Genomic DNA, 26,077 nt, shown 5'->3' on the forward strand with positions numbered 1-26,077 from the left:
CACCCCCACGTCGCCGGCACGGCGTCGGTCAGCCGGCCACCGGGGCGGCGGCGGGCTGGTCGGCCGCGGGCTGGTCGGCGAGGGCCGCCTCGACCGTGGCGCGGGCGCGGCGGGTGCGCCGCAGCGCGCGGACGGCCAGGACGACGGCGGCGACCCAGCCGACGGCCAGCAGCGCGTAGACCGTCCACTGGGCACCGCCGGGCAGCTCGCCGGCGCGGACCAGGGTGCGGGCGTTGGTGAGCACGATCACGCCACCGATGACCGCGCCGAGCAGCTGGGCGGGGACGATGCGCACCAGCCAGGCGGCGATCGGGGCGGCGATCAGGCCGCCGATCAGCAGGGCGGCGACGGTCGGCAGCAGGAAGCCCTCGGTGCCGAGGCCGATCAGGAAGCCGGCGCTGGCCGCGCCGGCCACGACGAACTCGGAGGTGTCGACCGAGCCGATCACCTTGCGGGGTTCCATCCGGCCGGAGACCAGCAGCGCCGGGGTGGCGACCGGGCCCCACCCGCCGCCCCCGGTGGCGTCGACGAAGCCGGCGACCAGGCCGAGCGGGCCGAGGAAGCGCCCGCGCAGCCGCCCGGCGGCGCGGTTGGCGCGCAGCGGTCGGGAGAAGCGCACCAACAGGTACGCGCCGAGGGTGAACAGGATCGCGGCCATCCAGGGCGCTGCGGCCTCGGTGGAGATCGAGCTGAGGAAGGTGGCGCCGGCGAACGCGCCCAGCGCGCCGGGGAACGCGATGCGGGACACGACCCGCCAGTCGACGTTGCCGAACCGCCAGTGGGCCACCCCGGCGGCGAGCGTGGTGCCGATCTCGGCCAGGTGCACCGAGGCCGACGCTGCGGCCGGGGCGACACCGGCCACCAGCAGCAGGGTCGACGAGGTCAACCCGTAGGCCATGCCGAGCGAGCCGTCGACCAGTTGCGCGAGGAGCCCGACGAGGGCGAGGACCAACAGCTTGCGCACGAGCGCCCCCTGACTATTCGGCATCTCCTATCAACTTGGTCGACAATGCGGCACGAGGCGGCCCCGGGTCAAGTCCCTGTCGGTTAAATGTTGGGACGCCTGCGGCGGATGGGGCTGCGGTCAGCTCCAGGCGCGCGGGTCGGCGGCCAGTGCGCTGACCCGCTCGGGCAGGGTGCCGTTGGCCACGTCGGCGACGGTGACCAGGTCGAGGATCTCCCGTTCGCTGGCCCGCAGGGCGATCCACACGTCCTGCAACGCGCGGGCGGCCCCCTGGTAGCCGAGCTGCTCCGGGCGCTGCCCGCGCACGTGCGCCAGCGGCCCGTCGATCACCCGGATCACCTCGGCGAGGGAGATGTCGCCGGCGGGCCGGGCCAGCCAGTATCCGCCCTCGGGGCCACGCTGGGCGTGCACGATGCCGCCCCGGCGCAGCTGCAACAGGATGCTCTCCAGGAACTTCGGCGGGATCCCCTGGGACCTGGCGATCTGCTCGGCCGTCACCGGGCGGGCCCGCGCGGCGCCCGCACCGTCGGCGACCGCCGCCAGCTCGGCAGCCGCGCGGAGGGCGTAGTCGACCCGGGCGGAGAGACGCATGCCGGTCAGGTTAGTCGCCCGCCATGCCGGCCGGACCGCCGCCCTCAGCCGAACGGGGGAACCGGGCGTGCCAGGGCCGTTCGCCGGGCCGACCGGAGTGTCTCGACACTGGCGCGGGCGTGGCACCATACCCGTGTCGACGGATCGACGCCGACCGCCGAGGCAGCCGAGGCAGCCGCGCGGTCGGGACCGCCAGGGGCGATGGGGGCAGCGACAGCGATGCCGGTGACGACTCCGCTCGGTCCACGGGATCCGGACCGGGCCGGCCCCTACGAGCTGCTCGGTCGGCTCGGCTCGGGTGGCCAGGGCGTGGTCTACCTGGGCCGCGACCGGCAGGGCCGGCTGGTCGCCGTCAAGATGCTCGACCTCTCCGTGCCACCCGACCCGCGCGCCAGGTCCCGGTTCGCCAAGGAGATCGACGCCGCCCGCCGGGTCGCGCCGTTCTGCACCGCCCAGATCCTCTTCGCCGACGTCGACGACGACCCGCCGTACGTGGTGAGCGAGTACATCGAGGGCCCCACCCTGCACCGGTACGTCCACGAGCGGGGCCCGGTCGCCGACAACGTCCTGCACCGGCTGGCCGTGGGCACCGCCACCGCGCTCGCCGCGATCCACCAGGCCGACGTGGTGCACTGCGACCTCAAGCCGGACAACGTGGTCCTCGGCACGGACGGCCCCCGGGTGATCGACTTCGGCATCGCCCGGGCGCTCGACGTCACCGGCACGGTGACCGGCAGGATCATGGGCACCGCACCGTACATGGCACCGGAGCGGTTCCGCGACGACGAGGTCGGCCCGGCCAGCGACGTGTTCGCCTGGGCGGCCACCATCGCGTACGCCGCGACGGGCCGCCCGCCGTTCGGCACCGGCACGGCCGCAGCGGTGATGCACCGGGTGCTGCACGACCCGCCGGACCTGACCGGCCTCTCCGGCCCGCTGGCCGAGCTGGTCGGACAGTGCCTGGACAAGGACCATCGGGCCCGGCCACCGGCCGACGAGATCCTGCTGCGGCTGCTGGGGCACAGCCCGCGTGGCGGCGCGCCGGTGCCGATCCGGGCGGCCCTGCAACAGGGCACCGACGCGGCGGCCACCCAGCCGGTCCCCCGCCAGCCGGCACCGCCGCACCCGGCGGCCCATTGGCCGATGCCCGCGCCGACGGCACACCAGCCGGGCCGACCGGCGGCGTACCGGCCGGTGGCGCACGGGGCGCGGCCCGAGCGCTGGTCGCGGCGGCTGCGCCGGGAGTACGCCGACCCGTGGGGGATCTCGACGGCGATCTTCCTCGGGGCGGTCGGCGCTGCCGTGGGATACGTCGCGTCCACCGCCGTGCCCACCGCCGCCGGCGTCGGGGCGGTCACGTTCGCCGTTGTCTACGGCGTGCGCCTGCTGGTCGCCACGGCGCTGCCGCCGGCCGCCGCCCCGCCGCAGGCCGCTGCGCAGCCGGGCCCCGGCGCAGCACCGGTGTCCCCGTCCGACCCGCACCCCTGGAGGAACCGATGACCGCCGGCCAGCGTTCCGCCCGGCCGTGGCTGCCGTACCCGGTGGCCGTCGTCGCCGGGCTCGCGGTCATCGCTGCGGCGTACGTGATCGTGCGGCCCGCCCCCGGCCCGGACCGCTCGGGGTGCGTGGCGCTGGAGGTGAACTCCTCCACGGAGAAGGCCGCCCTACTCGGCCAGCTCGCGGCCCGGTACAACGCCGCCGACCGGCGCTTCGCCGGGCGCTGCGCCGAGGTGAGCGTGCACGGGCTCAACTCGGGCAAGGCGATGGAGGCCCTGGCGGCGGGAAACTGGTCGGGCCGGCAGCCGACGGTGCCGCCGCCGCAGGTGTGGCTGCCGACGTCGTCGCTGTGGACGGGCCGGCTGCGGTTGCTCGACGAGCAGGCGGGCCGGGCGGCGCAGACCCCCGACCGGTACCCGTCGATCGCCAACAGTCCGCTGGTCATCGCGATGCCGCTGGAGAAGGGCGAGCTGGTGCGCCAGCGCGGCAAGCTCGGCTGGGCGGACGTCCTCGGGCTCTCCGGCGACGCCGGCTGGGCGGCCTTCGGGCGGCCCGAGTGGGGCCGGTTCACCTTCGGTAAGGACAACCCCAACCTGTCCACGTCGGGGCTGGCGGCCACCATCGCCACCTACTACGCGGCGGTGCGGCGGTCCAGCGACCTGACGAAGGCGGACCTGGCGCGGCCGGCGGTGACCCAGTTCGTCCGCCGGATCGAGGCGAACGTGTCGCACTACAGCGACGACTCGGTGGACCTGCTGCGCGACCTCGCCGAGGCGGACCTGGGCGGGGCGGACCCGGGCGGGGCCGGCGAGGCGCGGGCCCGGGACATGAGCGCGGTCGTGGTGCAGGAGGAGCTGGTCTACCAGTACAACGAGGGGCAGCTCAGCCCCACCCCGGGCCACAGGCCCCGGGTGCCGCTGGTGGCGGTGCACCCGAGCGAGGGCACGTTCAACCTCGACCACCCGTACGTCGTGCTGCCCTCGGCCGACCCGGCGCAGCAGGCGGCGGCCCAGGACTTCCTGGCCTTCCTCCAGGACGGCCCGCAGCAGCGCAGCTTCGCCGACCTCGGCTTCCGCGACCACGAGCGGCGGGCGTCGGACGCGCTGGTCGCGGCCGTGCGGGGCGGCTCGGGCGGGCAGCTGACCTACTTCGACCCGCCCGCGCCCGAGGTGGTCGACGCGATCCTGCGCGGCTGGGGCACGCTGCGCAAGAAGGCGAACATCCTGCTCGCCGTGGACACCTCCGGGTCGATGCTGAAGGGCGTCGGCGGCCGGAGCCGCTTCCAGGTCGCCACCGAGGCCGCCGGCAAGGGCGTCAGCCTGCTCAACTCCGCCGACCGGGTGGCGCTGTGGTCGTTCTCCTCGGAGACACCGCAGCGGCCGGGAAGGCCGTACAGCGAGGAGGTCCGGCTCGGGCCCTACGACCGGAAGGCGTTCGAGCGCAAGCTGGCCGGGCTGAGGGTCGAGGGCAACACCGCGTTGTACGCGACGGTCCGCGCCGCGCACCGCCGGCTGCTCGACGACTACGACCCGGACCGGATCAACGCGGTGGTGGTGCTCACCGACGGCAGGAACGAGTACCCGAAGGACAACGACCTCGACCGGCTGCTCGCCGACATCGAGCTGGACCCGGACCGGCCGGTCAAGGTCTTCTGCGTCGCGTTCGACCGGGAGTCCGACCTGGCCGCGCTGGACCGGATCGCCGGGGCCAGCGCCGGCAAGGCGTTCGACGCCACCGACCCGGCGACGATCGACGAGGCGTTCGTGAAGCTGGTCAGCAGCTTCTGACCGGCGGCCGGGCCGCCTGCCTCAGCCGCCGACGCGGCGCAACAGGCCCTCCTGGACGGCGCTGGCGATGTGCCGGCCGTCGGTGGTGAACATCCGGCCCGTGGCCAGCCCCCGGGACCCGGAGGCCGACGGGCTCCAGCAGTCGTAGAGGAACCACTCGTCGGCCCGGAACGGCCGGTGGAACCACAGGGCGTGGTCGAGGCTCGCGCCGGCCACGCCGCCGGGGCCCCAGACCTCGCCGTGCACCGACAGCACCGAATCCAGCAGGGTCAGGTCGGAGGCGTACGTCAGGGCGCAGGCGTGCAGCAGCGGGTCGTCGGGGAGCTTGCCGTCGAGGCGCATCCACACCCGCTGGTGGGGGTCGGCGGGGCGGTCGCCGGGGCGGACCCAGCCGGGCTCGCCGACGTAGCGCACGTCGATCGGGCGGGGGATCTGCCCCCAGATGCCGAGCCGCTCGGGATAGCGGGCGAGGCGGTCGCTCATGGTGGGCACGTCGCCGGGTGCCGGCACGTCGGGCGGGGTGGGGGCGTGGTGGTCGAGCCCCTCCTCCTCGTGCCGCTGGAACGACGCCGACATGAAGAAGATCGGCTTGTCGTGCTGGAGCGCCACCGACCGGCGCACGGAGAACGACCGGCCGTCGCGGATGTTCTCCACCTGGTATTCGATCGGCTCGGCCGGATCGCCGGGGCGGACGAAGTAGCCGTGCAGGGAGTGGACGAACCGTTCGGGGGCGACCGTGCGGCCGGCGGCGACCAGGGCCTGACCGGCGACCTGGCCGCCGTACACCCGTTGCGGGCCGACCGGGGGGCTCATCCCCCGGAAGGTCATCGCGCCGGTGTGTGCGAGGTCGAGGACCTCCAGCAGCTGGTCGACGGCCGCCTGGCCGACGGTCGCCCCGTCGGTCACTGCAACGCCCGCGCGGACGCCGCGTCGACCAGCGAGCCGAGCTGGTGCACCCGCAGGGTGTTGGTGGAGCCCGGGGTGCCGGGCGGGCTGCCGGCGACGATGACCACGTAGTCGCCGGGGTTGGCCCGGTCGAGGCCGAGCAGCGCCTGGTCGACCTGGCGGAACATGTCGTCGGTGTGCTCGACGAACGGCATCAGGAACGTCTCGACGCCCCAGCAGAGGGCCAGCTGGCTGCGCACCTCGGGCACCGGGGTGAACGCCCACAGCGGCAGGTCGCAGTGCAGCCGGCTGAGCCGCTTGACGGTGTCGCCGGTCTGCGAGAAGGCCACCAGGGCCTTCGCCCCGATGGCCCGGGCGATCGACGACGCGGCGACGGTGAGCGCCCCGCCGTGGGTGCGCGGGTCGTGCTGGAGCCGGGGCACCCCGATCGAGCCGGCCTCGGTCGTCGTGATGATCTTGGCCATGGTGCTGACCGTGAGCACCGGGTATTTTCCGACGCTGGTCTCGCCGGAGAGCATCACCGCGTCCGCGCCGTCGAGCACCGCGTTGGCCACGTCGGAGGCCTCGGCGCGGGTCGGCCGCGAATTCTCGATCATGGAGTCGAGCATCTGGGTCGCCACGATGACCGGCTTGGCGTTCTCCCGGCACAGCTGCACGGCGCGCTTCTGCACCAGGGGGACCTGGTCCAGCGGCAGCTCGACGCCGAGGTCGCCACGGGCGACCATGACGCCGTCGAAGGCCAGCACGATCGCCTCCAGGTGGTCGACCGCCTCCGGCTTCTCGACCTTGGCCAGCACCGGGCGGCGGACGCCCTCCTCGTCCATGATGCTGTGGACGAGCTTGATGTCCTCCGCCGAGCGGACGAAGGACAGCGCGATCATGTCGACGCCCAGGCCGAGGGCGAAGCGCAGGTCCTCGGCGTCCTTCTCGGACAGGGCCGGGACGCTGACCGCCACGTTCGGCAGCGACACGCCCTTGTTGTTGGAGACCGGGCCGCCCTCGGTGACCAGGCAGCGGATGTCGTTGCCGACCACCTCGCTGACCTCGACGGCCACCCGACCGTCGTCGATGAGCAGCCGGTCGCCGGCCTTCACCTCCTGCGGCAGCTTGCGGTAGGTGCAGGAGACCCGGTCCTTCGTGCCGAGGACGTCGTCCCCGGTGATCACGACCGAGTCGCCGGTGCGCCACTCGTGCGGGCCGTCGGCGAACCGGCCGAGCCGGATCTTCGGGCCCTGGAGGTCGGCGAGCACCGCCACCGGCCGGCCGGCGGCGTCGGAGGCCTCGCGGACGAGCCGGTTGACCGCCTCGTGGTCCGCGTGGCTGCCGTGGCTGAAGTTGAGCCTCGCCACGTTCATGCCCGCCTCGACGAGCCCCCGGATGCGCTCCGGTGACGCGGTGGCGGGGCCAAGGGTGCAGACGATCTTCGCGCGGCGTGTCACGCCCATCAGGCTAGTCTCTCCTCCGGGTCGGTCTGCGGGCCGACCCCTTTCGGACTGCGAACAGTTGTCCAACGACGCGTCGCACCCGCGCAGCCGGCGGGCGGAACCGCACCGGAGGCATCGTCCGGAGTCGTCGTGTGCGGCGGGCATCGGCGACCGCGCGCCGGGAATCCTACCGCCCGGCGTCACCTCCCATGGGCGCGCTCCCCGCCGTCGTGGCTGACGCTAGCAGCGGGCGGCCAATGACCGCCGTCACGATCACGACAACGCCGCCGGTCCTCGACGGCGAGGGGTCAGCTCTGCGTCCGGGCGAGGGGGAACTCCACCGAGCCGGCCGGGCAGAGGAACGTCATCACGTCGACGGCGTAGAGCCCCGCCTGCACCGCCGGGTCGGCCTCCATGACGCTGCGCACGTCGTCCACGGAGCCGGTGCGGGCCAGGCCGAAGCCGATCGGCGGGTCGGACTCGCGCCCGGGGCCGTCGATCGACCCGGCGACCAGGACGATCCCCCGCCGCTGCAACGCGCGCATGTGCTCCGTGTGCTCGGCCTGCAACCGCTGGACCGTCTCGTCGGGCAGGGCCCGCCCCGACGGGCCCGGGTAGAGCACGATGCACTCGTACGTGTCGAGCGCGAAGTCGAGCTGCGGCATCCCGGTCACGGCGTCCCCTCCCCCGCTGCCGGCCCGCGCCCCGCCCGCGGACCCGCCCCGGCCAGCCTCGCACGCGCCGGCCCGCCGCCGGGGCCGCTCGGCGCAAACAGCCCCTTCCCCCTCGGTGATCAAGCCACTACCTTCTGAATGGTTTCTCGTAACCGGTGGTGAGTGAGGGGTCGCGTGGAGGAGTTCGACTACGTCGTGGTGGGCGCGGGCGCGGCCGGGTGCGTGCTGGCCCACCGGCTCAGCGCGGATCCGGCGACCCGGGTGCTGCTGGTCGAGGCGGGCGGGTGGGACCGCAGCCCGTTCGTGCGCATCCCGAAGGCGTTCAGCAGGCTGATGGACGACCGGCGTACCGCCTGGCACTACCCGGCCGAGGCGACGCCGGGGCGGCGGGAGGTGTGGCAGCGCGGCCGGCTGGTCGGCGGGTCCAGCTCCGTCAACGGCATGGTCCACGGCCGGGGCGACCGCCTCGACTGGGACGGGCTGGAACGCCTCGGCAACCCGGGCTGGGGGTGGGACACCATGCTGCCGGTCTTCAAGCGGCTGGAGGACCATCCGCTGGGCGAGTCGCCCACGCGCGGGGCCGGCGGGCCGCTGCGGCTGTCCTCGGCGACCGGCACCGACGGGCTCTGCGAGGACGTGATCGCCGCCGGGGAGGCGCTGGGCTGGCGCCGGGCCGACGACCTCAACGCCACCGAGGACGAGCGGATCGGCTACGTCACGGCGACGATCCGCGACGGCCGCCGGGTCAGCGCCGCCGACGCGTTCCTGCACCCGGTGCGGGACCGGCCGAACCTGACCGTCGCGGTGGACACGGCCGTGCGGCGGGTCCTCGTGCACGCCGGCCGGGCGGTCGGCGTACGGGCCGTCAGCGGCGGCCACACCGTCGACTACGCCGCCTCGGCGCAGGTGATCCTCGCCGCCGGGGCGATCGCCAGCCCGCAGCTGTTGCAGGTGTCGGGCATCGGCCCCGCCGACACGCTGCACCGGGCCGGCGTCGAGGTGCTGCTCGACCGGCCCCGGGTGGGCCTCGGGCTGCGCGAGCACCGGTCGATGCCGGCGCAGTTCCGGCTGATCGGCGACGGCGGCTACAACCACATGCTGGGCAGCCTGCTCGGGCAGGGCCTGGCCGGGCTGCGGTACGCGCTGACCCGGCGGGGGCCGCTGAGCCTGCCGGTGCACGACGTGGGGGCGCACATCCGGTCCACGCCGGAGGTCGACCACCCGGACGCCCAGCTGCTCGTCGCGCCGTTCTCGGCTGCCCCGCCCCGGCCCGGCCACGCGCTGGAGCTGGAGACCGAGGCGGGGATGATGGGGCTGTGCACGGTCACCCGGCCGGACAGCGAGGGCCACCTGGCCATCGTCTCGGCCGACCCGGGCACGCCGCCGCGGATCGTGGCCAACTACTTCGCCACCGGGCACGACCGGCGGGTCGCCGTGGACGCGTTCCGCCGGATGCGGGAGCTGTTCGCCACCGCGCCGATCGCCGGGCGGATCGCCGCCGAGACGGTGCCCGGCCCGGCCGTACGCGGCGACCGGGAGATCGTCGAGGCTGCGCTGGCGCTTGGCTACTGCGGCTACCACGCGGTCGGCACCTGCGGCATGGGCCCCTCCGACGAGCACGTCGTCGATGCCCGGCTGCGGGTGCGCGGCGTCGACGCGCTGCGGGTGGTGGACGCCTCGGTGCTGCCGGTGCTGGTGTCCGGCTACCTCAACGCGCCGGTGCTGGCGCTGGCCTGGCGGGCGGCCGACCTGATCCTGGCCGACTGACTCCGGGCAGCCGGGGTAGGGGAGCACAATCGACCGGACGACGCAGACAGGATTGGGGTTCGACTCATGGGTGACGACGCTGGCGGGCAGCCCGCGAAGGTCTCCGGCACGTACCGGATCGGCGGTGACCTCCGGGTCGACCGGCTCGGCTACGGGGCGATGCAGCTCACCGGGCCGGGCGTGTGGGGCGACCCGAGGGACCCGGCGGAGGCGGTGCGGGTGCTGCGCCGGGCGTACGAGCTGGGCGTGACGTTCATCGACACCGCCGACTCGTACGGGCCGTTCGTCTCCGAGCTGCTGATCAAGGAAGCGCTGCACCCGTACGCCGACGACCTGGTCATCGCGACCAAGGCGGGGCTGACCCGCTCCGGGCCGGGCGACTGGCGGCCGGTGGGCCGGCCGGAATACCTGCGCCAGCAGTGCGAGCTGAGCCTGCGCCACCTGGGCCTGGAGGCCATCGGGCTCTACCAGCTGCACCGCATCGACGCGTTGGTGCCGCTGGCCGACCAGCTCGGCGAGCTGGCGCTGCTCAAACAGGAGGGCAAGATCCGGCACATCGGGCTGTCCGAGGTGACCGTCGCGCAGATCGAGCAGGCCCGCCAGATCACCCCGATCGTGTCGGTGCAGAACCTCTACAACCTGGCCGACCGCAGCGCCGAGGACGTGCTGGACCACTGCGAGCGCAACGACCTGGCCTTCATCCCGTGGTTCCCGATCGCCACCGGCAACCTGGCGAAGCCGGGCGGCCCGCTGGACGCGATCTCCACCAAGCACGGCGCGACGCCCGCGCAGCTCGCGCTCGCCTGGCTGTTGCGGCGCTCGCCGGTCGTGCTCCCCATTCCGGGTACGTCGTCGGTGGCGCACCTGGAGGAGAACGTGGCCGCCGCGCGGGTGCGGCTCACCGACGACGAGTACGCGGCCCTCGCGAAGGCCACCTGAGCTCCGCCGCGACTCCGCCGTGCGCCGACGGGCGTCCGCCGCCGGATGGCGCTAGCCTGGCCGGGCCCCGCCTCCGAGCCTCCCCGGATGCGCCGGTGCCAACCGAAGACATGCTGACCACCGACGACCTCGACGCGATCGGTTTCCTGACCCGAGCGCGCCGACCCGGAGGCGCTGCCGGGTCGTCTGCTGCGGGCCGTCGACGAGAACCGGATCGCCGATCCGCACGACCGTGGCGGGGACGATACCGACACGAGCACGACTCCTGAACTGATCATCTCGCCGAGAGAACCTGAAGATCATCAGAAGTCGCGCTCGTCCACCATCCCACCCACAACACGAGGAGCCCCGATCCGGCGTCCAGATCGGGGCTCCTCGTCGCTGTATCGCCGTGGACCATACGCGGCAGAACAAGAACCGCGTTTTCCCAGCACCGGGACCAGGTATGCCGGCCGCTGCCCTACGCCGACGACACGGCTCCGGCTGATCAGCAGACGCCGTAGATCGACCGCCAGACCGGATCGAACAGGAAGGTGCCGTCGGGGTTCTGCGGAGATGCGGCGCCGGCCTTGGTGGAGACGTGACCGTTGGTGCTGTCCGCCGAGGTGGTCAACCGGTGAGATCCTCCGAACGGTGGCGTCGCACCGTCAACGCTGGTCGGCGTGCCGAGTAGACCCATGGCCTCGAAGTCCCGTAGGTGGTCGGGGAGTTGCGCGTCGGCGGTGTGGCTGAAGCCGAAGAATCGTTCGATCGGGGTCAGCGGCGTCCGGTGGGTCCACGCGGCCGGTTGGCCGTCGATGTTGTCCGACGGGCCGGACAGCATCACGACGCGTTCGGTCCTACGGATCATGCCGATGAGCCCCGACGTGCTCGCACCGTGCGAGGTGCCGGAGATGGTGATCCGGTCCCACCGGGGCAGGTCCCCGTCCAGGAAGAAGCCCCAGTCGCCTTCCGGCATATCGGTGACGAGGAACTTCAGCATGCGCGTCACCCGCTCCTCAATGGAGTTGCCGCGAGTGATGTCGATGAACGGGCTCAGGTCGGTCCCCTCGAACGCCTCCTGGCGCCCGAGTCGATGACAGTCCGGGTCAGGATCCTGCGGACAAATGGTCGGTATGCCGTAGGCGTTGGAGTAGTGCGGTGCCAGCACGTGGAATCCCAACGACGCGAGGTACTCCGTCATTGTCCGATCCGGTGGCGAGGTCGCTCCGGCAAGGAAGACCACCAAGCGTCCCTGCATCCGCTCGGCTCGCGTGTCCAACGTCGCGAACTGGTCCGCGATGAAGTCGTCGGCCGGGGCTTCGGGCGAGTCGACCTCGTCTGGCCTGATGGTGCGAAAGTGCAGCGCCGGTACCGATGTGTCGATCCTGGGACCCTGCTCGGTTCTGATCGACGCTCCGGACCCGTTGTTCGCCTGGCCGTCAGCGAAGGCGAAGGCCGCAGGCGGCGAGGAGACTGCGAGTGCGACAATCGCCACGAAGACGGCAGCTGACCTCTTCATGGCAGAATCCTATCACCAAAGTGCGATTCACCACATCGAGGGCCGGCGGCTCGTCGCGGTCGTAGCCGACCTCCGCCGGTTCGTCGAGGTCGTAGCCGTCGTACGCCCGATCGTCGACGTCGACGTCGGGCAGCTCGGTCCCGCTCAGCGCCCCGCCCAGCCGTTGGATCGTCGAGATCACCACGTTCGACGAGTCGAGCATCCCGGCGCCGGAGAGCCGGTCGACGGTCGCCCCCGGCCTGGGGCCGGCTGGTGCACGCGTACGGGCACGGCGGCGCGGGGGTCACCCTGTCCTGGGGGTACGCCGCCGAGGTGGCCCGCCTCGCCCTGGACGGCTGACCTCCGCCCAGCGGCGGCCGACGTCGAACAGCGACGGCTGGCCTCAGCGCAGCAGGCGGAACAGCACCAGGTAGCCGCAGTAGGCCAACGGCATGAGCAGCACGCAGGTCACGAAGCCGAGCGGCACGAACCGGGGCGGCGGCCCGTCCGCGCCCAGCGCCGGCCGCCCCCACCGGCCGAGCACCAGGTATCCGGCGACGAAACAGAGCACGGGCAGCACGCCGCAGGTCGCCACGTAGACGGCCCCGGCGCTGGCCACCACTCCGGCGACGCCCAGCAGCACCACCGACAGCGCGACGCCGGCCGCCGCGCACGCCGCATACACGGCCAGGGCCCGCGCCAGCGGCGACCACGCCGGCAGCAGCGGCGGCCGACGGCCGACCGCCTCCGTGACCCCGATCAGCCGGTCCGCCTCGTCGGCGAGCCGCCGGGCCTCGGCCAGCTCCGCGCCCGGGTCGACCCCCCCGGCCCGGGGCGCGGGCACCCCGCCCGCCGCCGGCACCACCAGCACCGCGCCGGTCGTCGTCGCACCCGGGGGGTACGCCCCGACACCCGGCCGCCCCGGCGGGGTGGCTGCCGGCGGGGTAGCTGCCGGCGGCGCGGGGCGCTCGCCTGCGGCGGGTTCCGGTTCGGCGGTGACGCCGGCGGCCCGGCCGAGCTGGTCGAGGCGGTGGGACTGGGCGTCGAGGCGTCGGGTGAGCTGGTCGAGCGTCCCGCGCAGGGCGGAGCGGCGGCGGTCCTCGGCGGCGGCGTCCCGGTCGGTCTCGCGACGCTGGTCGGCGAGCTGCCGGGCCAGGGCGGCGTACTCGGCGAAGGTGGCCACGGCTCAGCGCTCCTCGTCCCGCTCGTGCCCCGGCCCGGTGAACGGCACGATCAGCCGGGTGCGCTGGTCGTGCCGGTCCACCAGCAGCGCCCGGTCGGGGCGCGGGGTGTAGGCGAGGTCGTGCTCGCCCAGGTGCAGCCCCAGCTCCCCGCCGGGGACGTTCAACGCGACCATACAGGCGACGTCGTCGCGGTGGTGCGCCCCGCCGAGGTCGTCGGCGAGCCGGCGCAGCCCCCGCCACCAGCCCAGCAGGTGCACCCCGTGGCCCGGGCCCCCGCGCAGCAGGGCGCGCAGGTCGTCCAGGCCGGAGCGGAACGTGGTCGGGTCGGTGCCGGCGAGGGCGGCCGAGGCCGCGTCCGCGCCGAAGACCACCAGGTAGGTGCGGCCGGGCGCGGGCCGATCGGTGGTGGGTGGGCCGGCGGCGAGGGTGGCGATCCGATCGCGCAGGCCGACCGGGTCGAGCCGCTCCACCGGGTGGCCGGCGGCGGCGAGCGCGGCGGCGGTGGCGTCGGCCACCGGGTCGACGGCGGCGACCAGCCCGGCGAGCAGGAACCGGGCCCCGCCGGGGGCATGCTGCCGGGCGAGGCCCAGCGCGGCGGCCCGCAGCACCTCCGCGCCGACGGTCGAGGTGCCGACCACGGCCAGGTGCCGGCCCGGGGTGGCGTCGAGGGCGAACGAGGCGGGGCTGCCCGCCACGTCGACGACCCGGCCCACCAGGGCGACCGGGGGCCCGTCGCCGGGGCGCAGGGCGGCGAGGGCCGGATCGTCGTCCGGCCGCGCCGGATCGTACCCCCGGAAGACGGTGGGCCCGGCGGACCCGGCCGGGCGGTCGCGCCACAGCTCGTGGCGCAGCCGGGCGAGTTCGTCGCGGGCCGCGTACGCGTCGGGGAAGCGGACCACGGTGTCGGCCCCGGTCGCCCCGGCGGCGGTGTTGAGCACGGCCGCGCCGATCGGCAGCGCGTCGGCGGCGGTGTTGAGCGCGTCGAGCACTCCCCCGCCGCCAGGCAGGGCCACCCGCAGCGGGAACTGCCCGAAGATCGCCTCGGCGCGGCCGTACAACGACTCGATGCCGGCGGTGGCCTGGCTGGCCAGCACCAGGTGCACCCCGTACGAGCGGCCCTTGCGGGCCAACTCCTCCAGCAGGGCGACGGCCTCCCGGGCGACGGCATCGGTGCCGGCGAGCAGCACCTGGAACTCGTCGACGACGGCCACGATCCGGGGCACCGCCGCGTCGCGGGGCAGGTCGGCGAGCTTGGTGACGCCGTGCCGCTTGAGGACGGTCGCCCGCCGGTTCAGCTCCCGGCGCAGCTCCCGCAGCACGGCCAGGCCGTACTCCCGGTCGCTCTCGATGCCGACGACGCGGGCGTGCGGCAGCCACGACGGGTCCCGCTCGGTGGGCACGAACTCGGTGAAGCTCACACCCTCCTTGAAGTCGAGCAGCCAGAGCTGGAGCTGGTCGGGGGCGTAGCGGGCGGCCAGCCCGTAGAGGGCGTCGAGCAGGAACACCGTCTTGCCGGCGCCGGTGCGGCCGGCGACCAGCCAGTGCGGGGTGGCGTCGTCGAAAGCGACGGTGACCGGCTGCCGCCCGGCCCGGCCGACCACGGTGGACAACCCGGCGGCGCTGGCCGCCACCCAGCGGCGGGCCGGCAGCAGGTCGGCGAAGGCGGGCGGGGCGTCGCGGCGGGCGGCCGGGGCGAGGTGCGCGGCGAGGGCGGCCACGGTGGCCGGGGGCAGGTCACCGTCGAGAACGACGGGGGCGGCCAGCCCCGAGCCGTCGGCGCTGAACGGGTGCCCGGGCGGGTCGCCGACGTGGGCGTACCGCTGCATCAGGCGCAGCGCGGTGGCCGCGCCGGGCGGCGGCGCGGCGGACCCGGCGGCGCCCTGCTGGCCGGTGGTGCTCTGGTGCGCGGCGGCGCTGCGGTGGCCGGCGAGCAGCACGCAGACCGCGGCGGACGCCCCGGCGTGGGTGAGCGCGGCGAGCCGGGCCAGCTCGCGGGGGCCGGGCGACGCGGCGGCCACCAGCACCAGCAGCTCGCGGGCGGCCGGGGCGGCCTCCTGGGCGGCCCGGGCGTGCCGCTCGGCCTCGTCGAGCAGCGCGGCGACCTCGGCGGCGGTGGTGGCGGTCGGGGCGAGCACCCCGGCGTCAAGCAGCGGGCGCAGCGGCAGGAAGGTGGCCCCGAAGGCCACCGTGTCGATCCCGGCGACCCGGACCGTGCCGGGCGGGGCGGTGGCGAGCAGCCGCAGCACCACCGCGCGCAGCAGCTCACCGACGCGCGGGTCGCGGGCGTCGGCGTCGACGGTGAGGTGGCAGCCGCCGCCGAGCGGGACGAGCACGGGGAAGCCACCGTCCAGGGTGGTCGCCTCGCCGACGCGGATCGGGGCGGGCGCATCGGTCAGCGCGGTGACGCCGGGGGCGGGGGCGGCGAGCCGCCCGCCGACGGTGGCCAGCCGGGCGACGACGTCGGCGGCGGTCGGCGCGGCCGGGCCGGGCGCGCCGAGTGGCCGCCGGGCCCGGTCGAGCCGCTCGCGGGCCTGCCGATGGGCGGCGACCGCCTGACCGTACGCCGACGCGAGCCTGCCCACCCTCTGCTGCCCCCCACGCGCGATGGCCGTCTGATCCAGCGAACCCTAACGGACGGGTGGCGGCGTCGGACAGTCCGCCGCGACGGCGCGGGGTCAGCCGGTGACGGCGTCGAGCGCCGGCAGGTAGCCCAGCCGGTAGCCGTCGGCGTTCGGGTGGTACGCCTCGATGACGCCGGTGACGTCGCGGATCCACGGCGCGGCGGCGCAGATGCCGTGCCCGGCGAAGTAGGGGCGGGCGTCGGCGAAGGTGGCCCCGGCCGCAGCGGCCCGGCCGGCGGTGATCGAGGCGAGCAGGTCGGCGGCCTCGTTGATGATGGTCCGCTTGTAGGTGCTCATCGCCAGCGCGCCGCAGGAGGTCGTCTCGAACAGTCGCGGGTAGCCGAGCACGACGAGCCGGGCGTTGGGGGCCTTCTCGCGGATCGCGGCGTAGGTGCGGTCGAGCCGGCCGGGCAGCTCGGTGGTGGCGAACGTCTTCGCCTCGTCGACCGCGCCCTCGCAGGTGCCGGTGCTGCCGAAGCGGCAGCTCGTGATGACGTCGACGAAGCCGGCGTCGTTTCCGCCGATGGTGATGGTGACCAGGGTGGTGCTGGCGCTCAGCGCGCCCACCTGCTTGTTGATGACGTCGGCGGTGACCGCGCCGCCGCAGGCGGGGAACGAGAAGCTGGCGACCTGGTGGGCGGCGGCCCAGAGCGGGGCGTACGACTTCTCGCTGCGCAGGCAGGTGGACAGGTCGTACGGCCCAGCGCCGACGCCGGAGGAGTACGAGTCGCCCAGCGCCACGTAGTTGACTGCGGCGGCGGCCGGGGCGGCCTGCGCGGCGCGGGCGGCTTGGGCGGCCTGGGCGACGCCGGGGACGGCCGCCGCGCCGAGGGTCGCGGCGAGCAGGGCGGCCAGCGCGGTCAGGGCACGGGCCAGCGGGCGGTGGGGCATGGGGAACCTCCGCGGGGGCAGGGGTGGTGGATCCTCGGAACCGCGCGCGTGGCCCAGGGGTGGTGGTTACTGGTCGGTAATGATATCGAAACATCTCCATCGACGGAATAGGGCGCGGGCCGCCCGCGCGGGACACAACCGTTCACATCCGTCGATTAAATTTGCCGACGTACACCCCAACGGAGGGAGTCCACCCCGTGCGACGCGTTCTCGCGGCGGCCATCGCCGCCCTGACCGTCTCCACCACCGGCGCGGTCGCGGCCGGCACCCCCGGCCACGCCGCCGCCCGATCGGGCTGGGGCCGACCGCCGGCCGCCCAGGCCGCGCCCACCCCCGGCAGCCCTGGCCTGGGCGACAGCTACTTCCCCGACTACGGCAACGGCGGGTACGACGTCGACCACTACGACGTCCGGCTGCGCTACGAGCCCGCCACCGACCTGCTCTCCGGCACCGCCACGATCCTCGCCCGGGCCACCCAGGACCTGTCCCGGTTCAACCTGGACTTCGTGCTCGGCGTCGAATCGGTGAAGGTCAACGGCTGGTCGGCCACCTTCGCCCGGGAGGGCGCCCACGAGCTGGTGATCACCGCACCCCGCCCGATCGTCGCGGGCCAGTCCCTCACCATCGTGGTGCAGTACGCGGGCGTGCCGTCGCAGACCCGCGTCGACGGCTGGACCGGCTGGACCAGGACGGCCGACGGGGCGATGGCCGTCAACGAGCCCGAGTCGGCCTGGTGGTGGTATCCGAGCAACGACCACCCCCTCGACAAGGCCACCTGGGACGTCTCCGTGTCGGTGCCGACCGGCGTCGAGGTGGTCAGCAACGGGGTGCAGCCCCGGCCACCGCTGGCCGAGCCCGGCAACCGCACGCGCTGGGGCTGGCGCAGCGCCACGCCGGGCGCGACGTACCTGGCGTTCCTCGCCATCGGGCAGTACGACATCGTCACCGACACCGCGCCGAACGGGCAGCCGGTCGTCAACGCCTACAGCACCACGCTGGGCGCGCTCGGGCCGGCCGCGCGGGCCAGCATCGAACGCACCGCCGAGATCGTCGACTGGGAGAGTGGGATCTTCGGGCCGTACCCGTTCGAGGCGCAGGGCGGCGTCGCCGGCCCGGTCGACGGCATCGGCTTCGCGCTGGAGACGCAGACCCGCTCGGTGTACGGGCCGGGCTTCTGGCGGCGCGGGTCGAACACCTACGTGGTCGTGCACGAGAACGCCCACCAGTGGTTCGGCGACTCGGTCTCGGTCGCGGACTGGAGCGACATCTGGCTCAACGAGGGCTTCGCCAGCTACGCCGAGTGGCTCTGGTCGGAGGAGCAGGGCGAGGGCACCGCGCAGGAGTGGTTCGACTTCACGTACGCCAGCTATCCGGCCGACGACGAGTTCTGGCAGGTCCGGCCCGGCGACCCGGGCGCGGCAGACCTTTTCGACGGCGCGGTCTACGACCGGGGCGCGATGACCCTGCACCAGCTCCGGCTGGCCGTCGGCGACGAGGTGTTCTTCCGCATCCTGCCGGCGTGGACCGCCGCGCACCGCCACGGCAACGGGACCATCGAGCAGTTCCAGGCCCTCGCCGAGCAGCTCTCCGGCAAGGACCTCGACGACCTGTTCACCACCTGGCTGTTCACCAAGGGCCGCCCGGGGCTGACGCAGGACGCCTCGGCGGCCGGCGCACCGGGCGCTCGCGCCGCCACCGCGCCCGTCCGGCCGAAGTCGTGGGCCAAGATCCGCGAGGCCCACGAGCTGCTCGCGCACTGACCGGTCGGCCGCCCGCCCCGCTCCGCATTCCTCGCTGCGGTGCCGGCCTCGACGCCCTAGGCAGCTGCCCCGCTTGTGCTACCGGCTGGCGGCAGCGACCGACACCCGACCCGCGACCGACACCCGATGGCGATCGGCAACCGCCGGCAACCCGCAACCGCCGGCGACCGGCAACCGGCGCTGGGCGCACGTCCGGGGCAGCTCCCTAGGCACCGCGAGGAGTCTTCGGTGGCGAGCGGACGCCACCCGACCGGAAACGAGCCGACCGGGCCGGGACACGAAGTCCCGGCCCGACAAGCGGGACTCGTCAGCGGGCGACGAGGGGCTGCCGCGCCGGGTCGACCGGGGCAGGCAGCTCGCCCACCCCGCCCAGGTAGGAGTGGATCGCCGCCGCCGCCGCCCGCCCCTCGGCGATCGCCCAGACGATCAGCGACGCGCCCCGGTGCATGTCCCCGGCGACGAAGACGCCGTCGGCGTCGGTCTGCCAGTCCGGCCGGGCGTCGATCGCGCCCCGGGCGTTGCGGGCCACCCCGAACTGCGCCAGCAGCGGCTGCTGCTCGGTGCCCTCGAAGCCGATCGCCAGCAGCACCAGGTCCGCCGGCAGCTCCCGCTCCGAGCCGGGCAGCGCCGTGACGATCCGCCGGCCGGCGCGCTTGGAGACGGTCACCTCGGCGATGCGTACGGCGCGCACCTGGCCGGTGCCGTCGTCGACGAACTCCTGCACGGCGGCGGCGAACACCCGGTCGCCGCCCTCCTCGTGCGCCGGGTAGCTGCGCAGGATCCACGGCCAGGTCGGCCACGGGTCGCGCTCGGCGTCGCGGGCGTGCGGCGGCTCGGGGTACAGGTCGAGCTGGTGTACGCCGGCTGCGCCCTGCCGGTGGGCCACGCCGAGGCAGTCCGCAGCGGTGTCGCCGCCGCCGATGATCACCACGTGCTTGCCGGCGGCGTCGATCGGGGTGCCGTCGGGCAGCACCGCGAGGGCGGGCTTTCCCTCCCCGGCTGCGGCGACCACCCGGTTCGCGGCGACCAGGTGCGTCATCGCCTGGTGCACGCCGCGCAGCGCCCGCCCCGGGGTTTCCGGGGTGTCCCGGCCCTGCAACGCGCCGCAGGCGAGCAGCACCGCGTCGTGCGCCTCGCGCAGCTGCGCGGCGGTCACGTCGACGCCGACGTTCACGCCGGTGCGGAACGCGACGCCCTCGGCCGCCAGCTGGGCCAGCCGCAGGTCGATGTGCTGCTTCTCCAGTTTGAAGTCGGGGATGCCGTACCGGAGCAGGCCGCCGATCGCGTCGTCGCGCTCGTACACCGTCACGGTGTGGCCGGCGCGGGCGAGCTGCTGGGCGGCGGCCAGGCCGGCGGGCCCGGAGCCGACCACGGCGACCGACCGGCCGGTCGGCGCGGCCGCCGGACGCGGCTCGAGGCCGCCCCGGGCCGCCGCGTCGGCGATCTCCACCTCGACCTGCTTGATGGTCACCGGCTGCCCGCCGCCGATGCCGAGCACGCACGCGGCCTCGCAGGGCGCCGGGCAGAGCCGGCCGGTGAACTCGGGGAAGTTGTTGGTGGCGTGCAGCGACTCCACCGCGGCGTCCCAGCCGCCGGTGCGGACCAGGTCGTTCCAGTCCGGGATGCGGTTGCCCAGCGGGCAGCCGTCGTGGCAGAACGGGATGCCGCAGTCCATGCAGCGGGTGGCCTGCTCGCGGATCAGCGCCTCGCCGGCCGGCGGGTACACCTCCCGCCAGTCGGAGATCCGCACCGGCACCGGCCGGCGCGCGGGCAGCCGCCGGTCGTAGCGCAGGAAACCGTTCGGGTCAGGCACGAGCCACCTCCTGGGCGACCACCCGCGTGGCGGGCGGCACGGACGCATCGGACGGCGCCGCCGGCATCACCGGGGCGGCTGTCGCCGCCAGCGCGCTCATCACCGCGTCGTCGACGTCACGGCCGGCGGCTTCGGCGGCCCGCATGATCTCCAGCACCCGGCGGTAGTCCCGGGGCACCACCGCGGTGAACTCCTCCGCCGCGTCCGGCCAGCGCTTCAGCAGCGACTCGGCGACCGCCGAGCCGGTCTCGGCGAAGTGCCGGTGCACCAGCTCGTGCACCCGGTCGCGTTCCTCGTCGCGCAGCGGGGACAGGTCGACCAGCTCGGTGTTGACCCGCCGCTCGTCGAGGTGCCACACGTAGGCGGTGCCGCCGGACATGCCGGCGGCGAAGTTGCGCCCGGTCGCACCGAGCACCACCACCGTGCCGCCGGTCATGTACTCGCAGCCGTGGTCGCCGACGCCCTCGACGACCGCCACCGCGCCGGAGTTGCGCACCGCGAAGCGCTCGCCGACCCGGCCGCGCAGGAAGACCTCGCCGGCCGTGGCCCCGTACAGGATGGTGTTGCCGGCGATGATCTGGTCCTCGGCCCGCTCCCCCGGCGCGGCCTCGCCGTCGACGAACGGGGCGGCGGTGTCCGGGCGGACGACGAGCCGGCCGCCGGAGAGCCCCTTACCGACGTAGTCGTTGGCGTCGCCGTGCAGCCGCAGCGTGACCCCGCTCGGCAGGAACGCGCCGAAGGACTGCCCGGCGGTGCCGCGCAGCAGGAACTCGATGGTGTCTCCTGGCAGGCCGGCCCCGCCGAAGCGGCGGGTGACCTCGCCGCCGAGCATCGCGCCGACGCTGCGGTGCTCGTTGCGCACCGCCACCTCGACCCGCACCGGCGTGCCGTCGGTGAGCGCCGGCTGGGCCAGCGCGATCAGCTCGTTGTCCAGCGCCAGCTCGAGGCCGTGGTCCTGGGCCCGGACGCCGCGCCGGGCTGCGCCGGCCGGCAGCGCCGGCAGGTGCAGGACGCGACCGAGGTCGAGGCCGTGGGCCTTCCAGTGGTGGATGGCCGGTACGACGTCGAGCAGCTCGGTCTGCCCGATCGCCTCCTCGATCGAGCGCAGGCCCAGCTCGGCAAGATAGCCCCGGACCTCCTCGGCGAGGAAGAGGAAGAAGTTCTCCACGAACTCCGGCCGGCCGGTGAACCGCTCGCGCAGCACCGGGTTCTGGGTGGCGATGCCGACGGGGCAGGTGTCGAGGTGGCAGACCCGCATCATCACGCAGCCCTCGACGATGAGCGGGGCGGTGGCGAAGCCGAACTCCTCCGCGCCGAGCAGCGCCGCGACCAGCACGTCCCGGCCCGTCTTGAGCTGGCCGTCGACCTGCACGGTGACCCGGTCGCGCAGCCTGTTGAGCAGCAGGGTCTGCTGCGCCTCGGCCAGGCCCAGCTCCCACGGGGTGCCGGCGTGCTTGAGCGAGTTGAGCGGGGACGCGCCGGTGCCGCCGTCGTGGCCGGAGATGAGGATGACGTCGGCCTTGAGCTTCGCGACGCCGGCCGCGACGGTGCCGACGCCGGTCTCGCTGACCAGCTTGACGTGCACCCGGGCAGCCGGGTTGACGCACTTGAGGTCGTGGACGAGCTGCGCCAGGTCCTCGATCGAGTAGATGTCGTGGTGCGGCGGCGGGGAGATCAGGCCGACGCCCGGGGTGGCGTGCCGGGTGCGGGCGATCCACGGCCACACCTTGTTGCCGGGCAGCTGCCCGCCCTCGCCGGGCTTCGCGCCCTGGGCCATCTTGATCTGGAGGTCGTCGGCGTTGACCAGGTATTCGCTGGTCACACCGAACCGGCCGCTGGCGATCTGCTTGACCGCGGAGCGGCGGGCCGGGTCGTGCAGCCGCTCGACGTCCTCGCCGCCCTCGCCGGTGTTGGACTTGCCGCCGAGGCGGTTCATCGCGATGGCCAGGGTCTCGTGCGCCTCGGCGGAGATCGACCCGTACGACATCGCGCCGGTGGCGAACCGCTTGACGATCTCGCTGACCGGCTCGACCTCGTCCAGCGGCACGGGCGGGCGCACGCCGGTGCGCAGGGTGAACAGCCCGCGCAGCGACCCCGCCTTCGCGGCCAGCTCGTCGACCTTGGCCGTGTACTGCCGGAAGACGTCGTACTGGCGGCTGCGGGTGGCGTGCTGGAGCAGGAAGACCGTCTCCGGGTTGAACAGGTGCAGCTCGCCCTCGCGGCGCCACTGGTATTCCCCGCCGACCTCCAGCCGGTCGGACCCCACCGCGCCCGGCGCCGGCCAGGCCAGCGAGTGCCGGGCCGCCACCTCGGCGTGGACGCCGTGCAGGTCGACCCCACCGATCGTGCTGGGGGTGCCCCGGAAGTAACGCTCGACGAGGCGGGCGTCCAGGCCGACGGCCTCGAAGACCTGCGCCCCGCAGTACGACGACACGGTCGAGATGCCCATCTTGGACATGATCTTCAGGACGCCCTTGCCGAGCCCCTTGACGTAGTTGCGCACCGCCTTCGCCGGGTCGACGCCGGTCAGGCTGCCGGTGGCGATCAGGTCCTCGACCGACTCGAAGGCCAGGTACGGGTTGACGGCCGCCGCGCCGTAGCCGATCAGCACGGCCGCGTGGTGCACCTCCCGGCAGTCGCCGGACTCGACGACCAGCGCCACCTGGGTGCGGGTCTGCTCGCGCACCAGGTGCTGGTGCACGGCGGCGGTGAGCAGCAGCGACGGGATCGGGGCGAGGTCGGCGTTGGAGTCGCGGTCGGAGAGCACCAGGATGCGTACGCCGTCCTCGATCGCCTCGGAGACGTGCCGGCAGATCTCGGTGAGCCGGGCCTTGATCCCGGCCCCGCCGTCGCGGATCCGGTAGAGCCCGGAGACCCGCACGGCCTTGAAGCCGGGCAGGTCGCCGTCCTCGTCGATGGAGAGGATCTTGGCCAGCTCGTCGTTGTCGATCACCGGACCGGGCAGCACGATCTGCCGGCAGCTCGCCGGGCCCGGATCGAGCAGGTTGCCCTCCGCGCCGATGGTGTGCTGGAGGCTGGTCACCAGCTCCTCGCGGATGGCGTCCAGCGGCGGGTTGGTGACCTGGGCGAAGAGCTGGTGGAAGTAGTCGTAGAGCAGCCGCGGCCGGGTCGACAGCGGGGCGATGGGGGTGTCGGTGCCCATCGAGCCGAGCGGCTCGACGCCGGTGCGGGCCATCGGGGCGAGGAGGATCTTCAGCTCCTCCTCCGTGTAGCCGAAGGTCTGCTGGCGGCGGCGCACCGAGTCGTGGGTGTAGACGATGTGCTCGCGCGGCGGCAGGTCGCCCAGGTCGATCAGCCCGGCGTGCAGCCACTCCCCGTAGGGCTGGGCGGCGGCCAGCTCGGTCTTGATCTCGTCGTCGGAGACGATCCGGCCGGCGACGGTGTCGACCAGGAACATCCGGCCCGGCTGGAGCCGCCCCTTGGCGACCACGGTGGCCGGGTCGAGGTCGAGCACGCCCGCCTCGCTGCCGAGCACCACCAGGCCGTCGGCGGTGCGCCACCAGCGCCCCGGGCGCAGCCCGTTGCGGTCCAGCACCGCCCCGACGATCTCGCCGTCGGTGAACGCGACCGACGCCGGCCCGTCCCACGGCTCCATGAGGCTCGCGTGGAACCGGTAGAAGGCGCGCTTGTCGGCGCGCATGTCGGGGTCGTTCTCCCACGCCTCGGGGATCATCATCAGCACCGCGTGCGGCAGGCTGCGGCCGGCCAGGTGCAGCAGCTCCAGGACCTCGTCGAAGTTCGCCGAGTCGGAGGCGGCCGGGGTGCAGACGGGGAAGACCCGGCGGATGTTGCCGGGCAGGTTGGAGCTGCGCAGCAGGGCCTCGCGGGCCTGCATCCAGTTGCGGTTGCCGCGGATCGTGTTGATCTCACCGTTGTGGGCGATGATCCGGTACGGGTGGGCCAGCGGCCACGACGGGAACGTGTTGGTGGAGAACCGGGAGTGCACCAGCGCGATGGCGCTGTCGACCCGCCCGTCGGTCAGGTCGGGGAAGAACTCGGGAAGCTGGTCGGGGGTGAGCATCCCCTTGAACACCACGGTCCGGCAGGACAGCGACGGGAAGTAGGCCGGCACGCCCCGCTCGGCGGTCTCCCGCTCGGCCTGCTTGCGTACGCAGAACGCCACCCGGTCCAGGTCGAGGCCGGACAGCGGGGAGCCGGCCGGGCCGGCGGGGGTGTCGGTGAGCCGGCGGGCCGCCAGGAAGACCTGCCGCACCCGGGGCATCGCCGCGAGGGCGGTCTCGCCGAGGCCGCTCGGGTCGGTGGGCACGTCCCGCCAGCCGAGGACGTCGGCGCCCTCGACCAGGGCGTACTTCTCCAGGACCCGGCGGGCGCGGGCCTCGCCGTCGTCGTCGGTCGGCAGGAAGACCAGGCCCGTGGCGTACTCGCCGGCGGGCGGCAGGGGGAAGTCGACCACCGCGCGCAGGAACGCGTCCGGCACCTGGATCATGATGCCCGCGCCGTCGCCGGTGTTGTGCTCCGCGCCCCGGGCGCCCCGGTGGTCCAGCCGGAGCAGCGCGCCGAGACCGTTGGCGACGACCGAGTGGGAGCGCCGGCCGTACAGGTCCGCCACGAACGCCACCCCGCACGCGTCGTGCTCGTGCGCGGGGTCGTACAGCCCGGCCGCGGGCGGGGCCGACTGCTGGCTGAGAGGGTACGGAAAGGCCACCGGGCCTCCTGTCGTCACTCAGGTTGGATCATGGTCGGGACGACGTCGGCCCTTATGGGTCTATTGAGTCTACGTTAGGGGTAGGCGCGCAAGGCCAGTTCAGATTGATCACACTTCCACATCCTGGGAAGGTAGTCTCGCGCGGTGGATCACGTACGCGCTGAGACGACTGTGACGTTCGACCGGTTGGAGCGGTTCTACGACGCCGTGCCCCGCGACGTCGCCCGTGCGGAGGAGCACGGCCCCCTGGTCCTGTTCGTCCGGGAAGGGGCGGGATGGCCCTTCTATGCACGTCCCCGCCTCGACACCGCCGGGCCGCCGTCCGTGGCCGACCTCACCACCGTACGCCAGCGGCAGCGCGAGCTGGGCCTGCCGGAGGCTTTCGAGTGGGTGCACGAGCGCACCCCGGACCTGCTCGCGGTGGCCCGCGCGGCGGGGCTGACCGTGCTGGAGGCTCCGCTGATGGTCCTCGACCCGGCCGCCCTGGCCGACCCGGGCAGCTTCACCGACGTGCCGGTACGCCTGCTGGACGCGGCGTCGCCGCGCCTCGCCGCCGACGTGGCCGCCCGGCGGGCGGTCGCCGCCGTGGGCTTCGCCGCCGCCGGCACGACCCGGGGCGAGGCCGGCCCGGCGCAACGGGACGCAGCGGTCACCGAGTTGGACGTGGCGACGCTGGAGGAGGAACGGTCGCGCACCGCCGACGGCCGGCGGCTGTCCGCGCTCGCCGAGGCACCCGGCGAGGGAGCGCTGGCCAGCGGCATGGCGATGCGGGTCGGCGACACCGCCGAGATCGCCGGGGTGGCCACCCTGCCGGCCGCCCGCCGCCGGGGGCTCGGCGCGGCGGTCACCGCCACCCTCGCCCACGCGCTGCGCGCCGCCGGCACCGACCTGGTCTTCCTCTCCGCCGGCAGCGAGGACATCGCCCGCGTCTACGTCCGGGTCGGCTTCCGCCGGATCGGCACCGCCTGCATCGCCGAGCCCGCCGCGATCATCTGACCCGGGCCGCCCGCCGGGGCCGCCGGGCCAGCCGGGGCTGCCAGGTCCGCGATGTCGGCGACATGGCGGTATCCGGGCGGCCGGATACCGCCATGT

At 74.5% G+C, this 26,077-nt stretch carries 18 protein-coding genes and 1 pseudogene; 7 read left to right on the plus strand and 12 right to left on the minus strand.

Translation table 11 applies throughout. The annotated features are described in order from the left end of the window. Positions 1-28: 28 nt before the first annotated feature. Both ACFT41_RS27865 and ACFT41_RS27870 read right to left on the minus strand, forming a co-directional pair. On the minus strand, positions 29-964 hold the full coding sequence (locus tag ACFT41_RS27865; protein WP_377588484.1) for a sulfite exporter TauE/SafE family protein: 936 nt from the start codon (positions 962-964) through the stop codon (positions 29-31). Positions 965-1,084: 120 nt separating this feature from the next. Further along, positions 1,085-1,555 carry an RrF2 family transcriptional regulator gene (locus ACFT41_RS27870; protein WP_377588468.1) on the minus strand — a complete coding sequence of 157 codons (471 nt, stop codon included), beginning with the start codon at positions 1,553-1,555 and terminating at the stop codon, positions 1,085-1,087. Positions 1,556-1,780: 225 nt separating this feature from the next. Between ACFT41_RS27870 and ACFT41_RS27875 the strand changes: the two genes are divergently transcribed. Together ACFT41_RS27875 and ACFT41_RS27880 are read left to right on the plus strand one after the other, a co-directional pair. Continuing rightward, positions 1,781-3,055, plus strand: a complete 1,275-nt coding sequence (locus ACFT41_RS27875) for a protein kinase (RefSeq protein WP_377588469.1) — start codon at positions 1,781-1,783, stop codon at positions 3,053-3,055. Continuing rightward, complete coding sequence (locus ACFT41_RS27880) at positions 3,052-4,839, plus strand: substrate-binding domain-containing protein (RefSeq protein WP_377588470.1); 1,788 nt, start codon at positions 3,052-3,054, stop codon at positions 4,837-4,839. Before ACFT41_RS27875 ends, ACFT41_RS27880 begins: the two co-directional genes overlap by 4 nt. 21 nt (positions 4,840-4,860) lie before the next feature. Here the strand turns inward: ACFT41_RS27880 and ACFT41_RS27885 are convergent, their stop codons facing one another. The 3 genes from ACFT41_RS27885 to ACFT41_RS27895 form a co-directional block, all read right to left on the minus strand. Continuing rightward, a complete protein-coding gene (locus ACFT41_RS27885) occupies positions 4,861-5,745 on the minus strand; it encodes an acyl-CoA thioesterase (protein ID WP_377588471.1) in 885 nt (294 codons plus the stop codon). Then, complete coding sequence (gene pyk / locus ACFT41_RS27890; protein ID WP_377588472.1) at positions 5,742-7,190, minus strand: pyruvate kinase; 1,449 nt, start codon at positions 7,188-7,190, stop codon at positions 5,742-5,744. The genes ACFT41_RS27885 and pyk overlap by 4 nt, the downstream gene beginning before the upstream one ends. A 287-nt stretch (positions 7,191-7,477) precedes the next feature. Beyond that, positions 7,478-7,834: a YciI family protein gene (locus ACFT41_RS27895; protein ID WP_377588485.1), complete on the minus strand. Its 357-nt coding sequence runs from the start codon at positions 7,832-7,834 to the stop codon at positions 7,478-7,480. Between the two features lie 171 nt (positions 7,835-8,005). On the opposite strand from ACFT41_RS27895, the gene ACFT41_RS27900 reads away from it, so the two are divergent. Both ACFT41_RS27900 and ACFT41_RS27905 read left to right on the plus strand, forming a co-directional pair. Then, a complete protein-coding gene (locus tag ACFT41_RS27900; protein WP_377588473.1) occupies positions 8,006-9,610 on the plus strand; it encodes a GMC family oxidoreductase in 1,605 nt (534 codons plus the stop codon). 66 nt (positions 9,611-9,676) lie between these two features. Continuing rightward, on the plus strand, positions 9,677-10,549 hold the full coding sequence (locus tag ACFT41_RS27905; protein ID WP_377588474.1) for an aldo/keto reductase: 873 nt from the start codon (positions 9,677-9,679) through the stop codon (positions 10,547-10,549). A 487-nt stretch (positions 10,550-11,036) separates the two neighbouring features. Here the strand turns inward: ACFT41_RS27905 and ACFT41_RS27910 are convergent, their stop codons facing one another. After that, a complete protein-coding gene (locus ACFT41_RS27910; RefSeq protein ID WP_377588475.1) occupies positions 11,037-12,050 on the minus strand; it encodes a BPSS1187 family protein in 1,014 nt (337 codons plus the stop codon). Beyond that, positions 11,971-12,252 carry a hypothetical protein gene (locus ACFT41_RS27915; RefSeq protein ID WP_377588476.1) on the minus strand — a complete coding sequence of 94 codons (282 nt, stop codon included), beginning with the start codon at positions 12,250-12,252 and terminating at the stop codon, positions 11,971-11,973. Before ACFT41_RS27915 ends, ACFT41_RS27910 begins: the two co-directional genes overlap by 80 nt. 32 nt (positions 12,253-12,284) lie before the next feature. Here ACFT41_RS27915 and ACFT41_RS27920 point away from each other — a divergent pair. Next, positions 12,285-12,389: pseudogene (locus tag ACFT41_RS27920) on the plus strand (FAD-binding oxidoreductase); the annotation flags it as partial. Between the two features lie 43 nt (positions 12,390-12,432). Here ACFT41_RS27920 and ACFT41_RS27925 read toward each other — a convergent pair. From ACFT41_RS27925 to ACFT41_RS27935, 3 genes are all read right to left on the minus strand, one after another. Further along, positions 12,433-13,212 (minus strand): hypothetical protein, encoded by a 780-nt coding sequence (locus ACFT41_RS27925; RefSeq protein WP_377614032.1) that lies wholly within the window; start codon positions 13,210-13,212, stop codon positions 12,433-12,435. A gap of 3 nt (positions 13,213-13,215) precedes the next feature. Beyond that, complete coding sequence (locus tag ACFT41_RS27930; protein ID WP_377588478.1) at positions 13,216-15,795, minus strand: FtsK/SpoIIIE domain-containing protein; 2,580 nt, start codon at positions 15,793-15,795, stop codon at positions 13,216-13,218. Positions 15,796-15,888: 93 nt separating this feature from the next. After that, positions 15,889-16,725, minus strand: coding sequence for an SGNH/GDSL hydrolase family protein (locus ACFT41_RS27935; RefSeq protein WP_377588479.1), 837 nt, complete (start codon positions 16,723-16,725; stop codon positions 15,889-15,891). 197 nt (positions 16,726-16,922) lie between these two features. Here ACFT41_RS27935 and ACFT41_RS27940 point away from each other — a divergent pair, with 197 nt between their 5' ends. Continuing rightward, complete coding sequence (locus tag ACFT41_RS27940; RefSeq protein WP_377588480.1) at positions 16,923-18,485, plus strand: M1 family metallopeptidase; 1,563 nt, start codon at positions 16,923-16,925, stop codon at positions 18,483-18,485. A gap of 307 nt (positions 18,486-18,792) precedes the next feature. On the opposite strand, the gene ACFT41_RS27945 is transcribed toward ACFT41_RS27940, so the two are convergent. Next, positions 18,793-20,298 (minus strand): glutamate synthase subunit beta, encoded by a 1,506-nt coding sequence (locus ACFT41_RS27945; RefSeq protein ID WP_377588481.1) that lies wholly within the window; start codon positions 20,296-20,298, stop codon positions 18,793-18,795. Further along, on the minus strand, positions 20,291-24,985 hold the full coding sequence (gene gltB / locus ACFT41_RS27950) for a glutamate synthase large subunit (protein ID WP_377588482.1): 4,695 nt from the start codon (positions 24,983-24,985) through the stop codon (positions 20,291-20,293). The genes ACFT41_RS27945 and gltB overlap by 8 nt, the downstream gene beginning before the upstream one ends. A gap of 144 nt (positions 24,986-25,129) precedes the next feature. On the opposite strand from gltB, the gene ACFT41_RS27955 reads away from it, so the two are divergent. Next, on the plus strand, positions 25,130-25,981 hold the full coding sequence (locus ACFT41_RS27955; RefSeq protein WP_377588483.1) for a GNAT family N-acetyltransferase: 852 nt from the start codon (positions 25,130-25,132) through the stop codon (positions 25,979-25,981). Positions 25,982-26,077 lie beyond the last annotated feature (96 nt).

It is taken from the genome of Micromonospora sp. NPDC057141, from assembly GCF_042670805.1.
Lineage (GTDB): Bacteria > Actinomycetota > Actinomycetes > Mycobacteriales > Micromonosporaceae > Micromonospora.

Excerpts from the sequence above, each read along its gene's own strand:
- ACFT41_RS27870 (WP_377588468.1), bottom strand. The coding sequence starts at position 1,555 with ATGCGTCTCTCCGCCCGGGTCGACTACGCCCTCCGCGCGGCTGCCGAG.
- ACFT41_RS27880 (WP_377588470.1), top strand. The coding sequence starts at position 3,052 with ATGACCGCCGGCCAGCGTTCCGCCCGGCCGTGGCTGCCGTACCCGGTG.
- pyk (WP_377588472.1), bottom strand. The coding sequence starts at position 7,190 with ATGGGCGTGACACGCCGCGCGAAGATCGTCTGCACCCTTGGCCCCGCC.
- ACFT41_RS27895 (WP_377588485.1), bottom strand. The coding sequence starts at position 7,834 with ATGCCGCAGCTCGACTTCGCGCTCGACACGTACGAGTGCATCGTGCTC.
- ACFT41_RS27905 (WP_377588474.1), top strand. The coding sequence starts at position 9,677 with ATGGGTGACGACGCTGGCGGGCAGCCCGCGAAGGTCTCCGGCACGTAC.
- ACFT41_RS27910 (WP_377588475.1), bottom strand. The coding sequence starts at position 12,050 with ATGAAGAGGTCAGCTGCCGTCTTCGTGGCGATTGTCGCACTCGCAGTC.
- ACFT41_RS27915 (WP_377588476.1), bottom strand. The coding sequence starts at position 12,252 with ATGCTCGACTCGTCGAACGTGGTGATCTCGACGATCCAACGGCTGGGC.
- ACFT41_RS27935 (WP_377588479.1), bottom strand. The coding sequence starts at position 16,725 with ATGCCCCACCGCCCGCTGGCCCGTGCCCTGACCGCGCTGGCCGCCCTG.